7 protein-coding genes and 1 tRNA gene are annotated in these 6,425 nt (G+C 67.1%); all 8 read left to right on the forward strand.

Translation table 11 applies throughout. The features are described 5' to 3' along the window. Nucleotides 1–1,146, forward strand: a 1,146-nt coding sequence (locus IL54_RS03990) for an MBL fold metallo-hydrolase (RefSeq protein ID WP_156106264.1), incomplete at its 5' end; no start/stop codon positions are given. A 51-nt stretch (nt 1,147–1,197) separates the two neighbouring features. Next, nucleotides 1,198–3,216: a TonB-dependent receptor gene (locus tag IL54_RS03995; RefSeq protein WP_037473431.1), complete on the forward strand. Its 2,019-nt coding sequence runs from the start codon at nt 1,198–1,200 to the stop codon at nt 3,214–3,216. Between the two features lie 28 nt (nt 3,217–3,244). Continuing rightward, nucleotides 3,245–4,096 carry a D-amino-acid transaminase gene (locus tag IL54_RS04000; protein ID WP_037473434.1) on the forward strand — a complete coding sequence of 284 codons (852 nt, stop codon included), beginning with the start codon at nt 3,245–3,247 and terminating at the stop codon, nt 4,094–4,096. Between the two features lie 202 nt (nt 4,097–4,298). Continuing rightward, nucleotides 4,299–5,291 (forward strand): MarR family transcriptional regulator, encoded by a 993-nt coding sequence (locus IL54_RS04005; RefSeq protein WP_052027540.1) that lies wholly within the window; start codon nt 4,299–4,301, stop codon nt 5,289–5,291. Nucleotides 5,292–5,360: 69 nt separating this feature from the next. Further along, nucleotides 5,361–5,436: transfer RNA gene (locus tag IL54_RS04010), tRNA-Val, on the forward strand. A gap of 137 nt (nt 5,437–5,573) precedes the next feature. Next, entirely contained in the window at nt 5,574–5,741 is a 168-nt protein-coding gene (locus IL54_RS23920; RefSeq protein ID WP_156106107.1) for a hypothetical protein, read from the forward strand. Between the two features lie 44 nt (nt 5,742–5,785). Beyond that, nucleotides 5,786–6,013, forward strand: a complete 228-nt coding sequence (locus tag IL54_RS04015) for a zinc-finger domain-containing protein (protein ID WP_037473436.1) — start codon at nt 5,786–5,788, stop codon at nt 6,011–6,013. A 44-nt stretch (nt 6,014–6,057) separates the two neighbouring features. After that, nucleotides 6,058–6,425: PmbA/TldA family metallopeptidase (locus IL54_RS04020; protein ID WP_272945498.1), on the forward strand; the 368-nt coding region annotated here is incomplete at its 3' end.

Below are 6,425 nucleotides of genomic sequence, written 5' to 3' on the forward strand. Positions count from 1 at the left end.
GCGATCACCATCGTTCCGCCGTTCCTCGACCGCATCTATTATGACGGGCCGGTCAGCCGCCATTATGACGGCGCGCATTTTTTCAATCCCGATGGGGAGATCGAGCCGCCAGCGCCGCCCGGCACCAGTCGGACGGGCTTCCTCCTGCGCTGGCTGCTGGGCGATGATGATCGGCCGGAGTGGCCGGTCGGGATTGCGGTCAAGCCTGCCAGGCCAGCGCCCTTCGCCGCGCCGCGCGGCATGGTGGCGACCTGGGTCGGACATGCGAGCGTGCTGGTGCAGGCGGCGGGGCTGAACATATTGACCGATCCGATCTGGTCGGATCATGCCAGCCCCCTGCCCCCCTTTGGCCCCAAGCGGGTGGCGGAGCCGGGCATCCGCTTCGATGATCTGCCCAAGATCGACCTGATCGTCATCAGCCATAATCATTATGACCATCTCGACCTGCCGACGCTCAAACGCCTGTGGGATAGGGACAAGCCCAAGATCGTCACCAGCCTGGGCAATGACGCGCTGCTCCGCACGCATGGCATTCCCGCGACCGCGCTCGATTGGGGCCAGTCGGTCAGCGGCGCGGCGCTCAACGGGCTGGCGCCGGGCGCGGTGATCCAGTGCGGCAATTACGAACATTGCCCCGATTATCGCGTCCATGTGACCCGCAACCATCATTGGAGCAGCCGTTGGGGCAGCGACCGCAACCGGGCGCTGTGGTCGAGCTTCGTCATCGCGACGCGGGCGGGCAATATCTTCTTTGCGGGCGACACGGGCGCGGGCGACATGGGCTGGCCGATCGAGGCCGCGCGGATCGGGCCGATCCGGCTGGCGCTGATCCCCATCGGCGCGTTCCGCTTCTGGAAGGGGCAGATGCAGTCGGACGCGCATGTCGGGCCGATCCAGGCGGTGGAGATGTTCAAGCGGCTGGGCGCATCGACCGCCATTCCCATCCATTGGGGGACGTTCCGCCTGTCCTACGAACAATGGGATACGCCGCCGCGCATGCTGGAACTGGCGCTGCGGTGCCAGGGGATTGCGCGCAAGCGGTTCGCGCCGCTGCGCATCGGGCAATCCTTGCAGGTGCCCGGCGTCAGTCCGGTCGAGCGGGTCACGCCCACTTGCGACGAACGGGCGATCCGCCGGCTGGAGTGAGGCGCGGCCTTTCCATTTGCAAAAGGCGGCCGAAATGGGGAGAGCGGGGGCATGAAATCTCTCACAGTCCCCGCCATCCTGTTCTTCCTGCCGACGATCGCGCTGGCGCAACCGGCGGCGGGTGATCCGGCCACGATCGTCGTGACCGGCGCGGGGCTGGACCTGCCGCCCGGCACGCCCGCTTATGGATCGGTGGTGATCGACCGCCAGCGCTTGCAGGACAGCGCATCGGGCCGGATCGAAAGCGTGTTGGGCGATGTTGCGGGCTTCCAGCAATTCCGCCGGTCCGACAGCCGGTCGGCCAACCCGTCGGCGCAAGGGGCGACGCTGCGCGCGCTGGGCGGCAATGCGTCGAGCCGGACGCTGGTGCTGCTCGACGGGGTGCCGATGGCGGACCCGTTTTTCGGCTATATCCCGTTCAGCGCGCTGGTGCCTGATCGCCTCTCGGTGGTGCGGGTGACGCGCGGCGGCGGCATCGGCGCATTCGGCGCGGGCGCGGTGGCAGGGACGATCGAACTGGCGAGCGCGACGCGCGACCAGTTGCCGGGCTTTGCCGCCAGCGCCTTCTATGGCAGCCGCGATTCGACCGAACTGTCCGCCAGCATCACGCCCGACCTTGGCAACGGCTATGTCTCGCTGTCGGGACGGTGGGACCGGGGCGACGGGTTCCAGACCACGCCCAAGGACCAGCGCGTCGCCGCGACCGTGCCCGCCGCCTATGATGGCTGGTCCACCAACCTGCGCGCGGTCGCGCCGATCTCCGCCACGTCGGAGGTGCAATTTCGCGCGACCCTGTTCGAGGATCAGCGGACGCTGCGCTTCGCCGGAGCCGACAATAGCAGCCAGGGGCAGGACGCCAGCATCCGCTATATCGATCGCGGGCGGTGGCAGGTCGATGCGCTCGCCTATGTGCAGGTGCGCAATTTCTCGAACATCGTCATCTCCTCCTCCACCTTCCGCCGGACGCTGGACCAGCGCAACACGCCCTCGACCGGGATCGGCGGCAAGATCGAGCTGCGCCCACCGGTGGGGGAGGCGCATGTGCTGCGCGTGGGCGTCGACAGCCGCTTTGCGAGCGGCGACATGTTCGAGGACGCCTATAATGCGAACAGCGCCAGCAATCCCGCGACCTTCCGTCGCCATGCCGGTGGCCAGCAGTGGACGCGCGGCATCTTTGTGGAGGATGACTGGACGCCCGCCGGGCCGGACGGGCGGCTGGTGCTGACCGGCGGCGTGCGGGCCGATCGCTGGTCGATCAGCGATGGCTTCTACCGGCAGGTCAGCGCGACCAGCGGCGTCGGCACGTCGAGCGACTATGCCGACCGGTCGGACTGGGAAGTGTCGGGCCGGGCGGGCGCACTCTATCGGGCGAGCGACGTGATCGCCCTGCGCGGCGCGGCCTATAGCGGCTTCCGCCTGCCGACGTTGAACGAACTCTATCGCCCCTTCGTAGTCTTTCCGATCACGACGCAGGCCAATGATGCGCTGACGCCGGAAAAGCTGAAAGGCGCGGAGGTCGGCATCGATCTGACCCCGGCACCGGGTATCAGCCTGTCGGCGACCGGCTTCATCAACCGGCTGGACGATGCGGTCGCCAATGTGACGCTGACCGCCACCACGCGCCAGCGCCGCAATATCGACCGGATCGTCGCCAAGGGGGTGGAACTGACGGCGGACGCGACGCTGGGTGCCATGCGCCTGTCCGCCTCCTATGCCTATAGCCGCAGCCGCGTTCATGCGCCGGGCGAAGCGTTCGATGGCCTGACCCCGGCGCAAAGCCCGCGCCATGCCGCCAGCGCCACCATCGCCTACAGCCCGGCGCAGGGGCCGACCCTGTCGACCACGCTGCGCTATGTCGCGAAACAATATGAGGATGATCTGCAAAGCGACGTCCTGCCGCACGCGATCACGGTCGATGCCATCGCGCGGCTGCCGCTGGCGGGCGGCGTGACGCTGGTGGCGCGCGGCGAAAATCTGCTGGATGAGACGATCGTCACGCGCAATGCGGGCGGATCGATGGATCTGGGCACGCCGCGCACACTCTGGATCGGCGTCAGCTTCGGCGGCTAGAAGCGGATCAGAGCGGAGGACGGGACTTATGGCAATCGCCTATCTGAACGGCACCTTCCTGCCACTGAACGAGGCGCGCATTTCGCCGCTCGATCGCGGCTTCCTGTTCGCCGATGGCGTCTATGAGGTCGCGGCGGTGATCGACGGGCGGCTGGTGGACAGCGCCAGCCATCTCGCCCGGCTGGAACGCTCAGCAGACGCGCTCGGTATCCGCCTGCCCGTGTCGCTGGCGCAGATCGAGGCCGTGCAGACGCAACTGGTCGCACGCAATAGCGTGACCGAAGGGCTGGTCTATCTCCAACTCACGCGCGGGGCGGAGGCGGGCCGCGATTTTCTCGCCGCGCCCGATATCGAACCCACGCTCTTCCTGTTCGTCGCGGACAAGCCGGTGCTGGACGTGCCCGCCGTCCGCACGGGCATCGCCGTGGCGACCATGGCCGACCTGCGCTGGGCGCGGCGCGACATCAAAAGCGTCGGGCTACTGGCCCAGGTCATGGCGAAACAGGCGGCGCGCGACGCGGGCGCGCAGGAGGCGTGGATGGTCGAGGATGGCTTCGTGACCGAAGGCGCATCCTCGACTGCCTTCATCGTCACTGACGAAGGCATCATTACCCGCCCCTATAGTCAGGCCGTGCTGGCGGGCTGCACCGGCGCGGCGCTGACTGCCTTGGCGCAGGAAAGCGGCCTTGCGGTTGTCCATCGCCGTTTCACCGTGGCGGAGGCCCTTGCCGCGCGGGAGGCGTTCATCGCCAGCGCCTCGACGCTGTGCCAGTCAGTGGTGCGGATCGACGGACAGACGATCGGCGACGGCACCCCCGGCCCGGTCGCGCTGCGGCTGCGCGCGCTCTACATCGTCTTCGCGCGCGCTACACCCATCTGACAAATGACTCCATAATGGAGGGATCATGCGGCAGCCCCTCTCCTCCCGCCAGATCGGCGCGAAGATGGTGGAAAAACACCCGTACAGGGCCGGCATCCCGCCCCTTTGCACCAGATTATCGTCACTATGGCGACAGATGCGGCTGCTTTGATCCGTTCTTGCTTTATTCCCAGGAACGAAGCTAGAACGGGGCGGGGCAATAATGGAAGATTTTTCCTACAGCATGGGCAGGGCGGATCCTTTGCGGCGCGATCATCGGTCAGGATTGCTCGTCATCGCCGACCGAATCGATGTGGCAGACCTGACCCCGGTGGCCGATGCCGCCGGGTTGCGGCTGCTGGGCGTCGCGCCGCTCGCCGATGCTCCGGCCCGGCTGGATGGCCAGTTGCAATGCGATGTGCTGCTGCTCTTTTGCCCCGTAGCGACCCCCGCGCTGGAATCGCTGCTGGCGCAAGTGGACGCACAGGCGGTCCGGCAGGGGATGGCCGTCATCCTGGTCGCGGGATGGGAGACGATCGACCTCGCCTTTGCGGCCGCGCAAGGATCGCACACCCAATTATTGTGCGACCCCGACCATAGCGACCTGGCTGCGGCATTGGTGACCGCAGGCGAAGAACGCCCCGCTCCCGGTCAGGTCCATGACCGGGATGGCGACAGCAGTCGGCTCGAACAGTTAAGCGCGGAGGTCAGCCGCCTCGCCCGCACGCTCGATGCGCTGACGCAGCGGTCGCATTTTGCCGCCCCCTCCTTCGACCCCGGCCCACGCATCGCCGACCGGCCAAGCGACTATATCGGCATGCCCGCGCTCGCGCCGATCGGGGCCGCCGCGCCCCAAGCCTATGTCCCGACGCCGACGCTCAGCGCGACGCAGGTCCGCGACCTGCTGCGCGCGCGCCGTATCCGTGCCGACTTCCTGCCCGGCGACCTGTTCGCCGATCCCGCCTGGGACATGCTGCTCGACCTGCTCGCCGCCCGGCTGGAGCAGGAGCGCGTCTCCGTCTCCAGCCTGTGCATCGCCGCCGCCGTGCCGCCGACCACAGCGCTACGCTGGATTCGCACCCTGACCGCCAAAGGCCTGGTGGAGCGACAGGCCGACCCGCAGGATGGCCGCCGCATCTTCATCGCCTTGGCGCAGGACGCCGCCGACGCGATGATCCGCTGGTTCGGGGCCAGCCGCCGCCTGCTGGCGAGTTGACTCGCCTGTTGTGACGGCCCGGCTTGACGGCACCGCTTTTTCGCCTAGATAGGCGGTTCTCCGCAAAGGGGGCGATTAGCTCAGTTGGTAGAGCGTCTCGTTTACACCGAGAATGTCGGCGGTTCGAGCCCGTCATCGCCCACCAGTTTTTCGGTCTTTAGAGCCCGTCCGGGGGACGGGCGGCCGAAAAACTCCGAGCAGCTATGCTGCGAGGCCCCCACCAATCCGACCGCCTGCGTAACGTTCATCGTGCAGCAAGTATGGATGCGGCATCTTGTCCCCATGCCCAACCCCATCTTCCTCGGCAGCACCCTCGCGCCTGCCCTGCTGATGCTGTCGCCGCTCGCGGTGATCGCGGCCAAGGATTGCACCGACTGGCAACCTGCTGCGAAGGCCCGGAAAGGCGACGACTCGACCCCATGCAAGGCACCACCGCTGCCTTTGATGTAGCGGCATATTGCGGCGCAGCGTCCGCACTGCTAATTCCCCCAGCCATGATCCAGCCGCCAGAAATCCTCCGAGTCTCCAAAACCCGCGTTTCCTGTGACGGATCGGGTGACATTCCCGCCGCGCTCGGCCATCCGCGCGTCTTTCTGGAGATTGACGAGCATGGCTATGTCGATTGCGGCTATTGCGACCGGCGCTTCGTGCTGATGGGCGGCGTGGCCGACACGGCGGACATTGGCGACAAGCCCGACATCGCATCCGGGGCCAGCCTCTAACTTTTCCGTTGGGCTTGGGTGATGCCGTCCCTATATCGGATGGCATGACCGATATTTCCGCGCACTTTACCGACGCCCGTGGCCTGCTCTATCGTCCGGGCCTGCTCGATCCTGATGGCGCCCGCCGCCTGACCGCCGATGCGCTCAAAAGCTACGACGATGGCGAACTCTATCTGCAATATCGCGCGAGCGAGAGTTTCGGCTTCGATGACGGGCGGTTGAAAACCGCCGATTATTCGACCGATGCGGGCTTTGGCCTGCGCGGCGTGTCGGGCGAGATGACCGGCTTTGCCCATGCCAATGACATCAGCGAAGCGGCGATCCGCAAGGCGGCGCAAACGCTGACCCTGCTCGATCCCGCCGCCGCGCCGCCCGCCCCGCCGCCGCAGCGCACCAACCGCCATCTCTATAC

Source organism: Sphingobium sp. ba1 (assembly GCF_000743655.1).
GTDB lineage: Bacteria > Pseudomonadota > Alphaproteobacteria > Sphingomonadales > Sphingomonadaceae > Sphingobium.

Excerpts from the sequence above, each read along its gene's own strand:
- IL54_RS04000 (WP_037473434.1), top strand. The coding sequence starts at position 3,245 with ATGGCAATCGCCTATCTGAACGGCACCTTCCTGCCACTGAACGAGGCG.
- IL54_RS03995 (WP_037473431.1), top strand. The coding sequence starts at position 1,198 with ATGAAATCTCTCACAGTCCCCGCCATCCTGTTCTTCCTGCCGACGATC.
- IL54_RS04015 (WP_037473436.1), top strand. The coding sequence starts at position 5,786 with ATGATCCAGCCGCCAGAAATCCTCCGAGTCTCCAAAACCCGCGTTTCC.
- IL54_RS23920 (WP_156106107.1), top strand. The coding sequence starts at position 5,574 with ATGCCCAACCCCATCTTCCTCGGCAGCACCCTCGCGCCTGCCCTGCTG.
- IL54_RS04005 (WP_052027540.1), top strand. The coding sequence starts at position 4,299 with ATGGAAGATTTTTCCTACAGCATGGGCAGGGCGGATCCTTTGCGGCGC.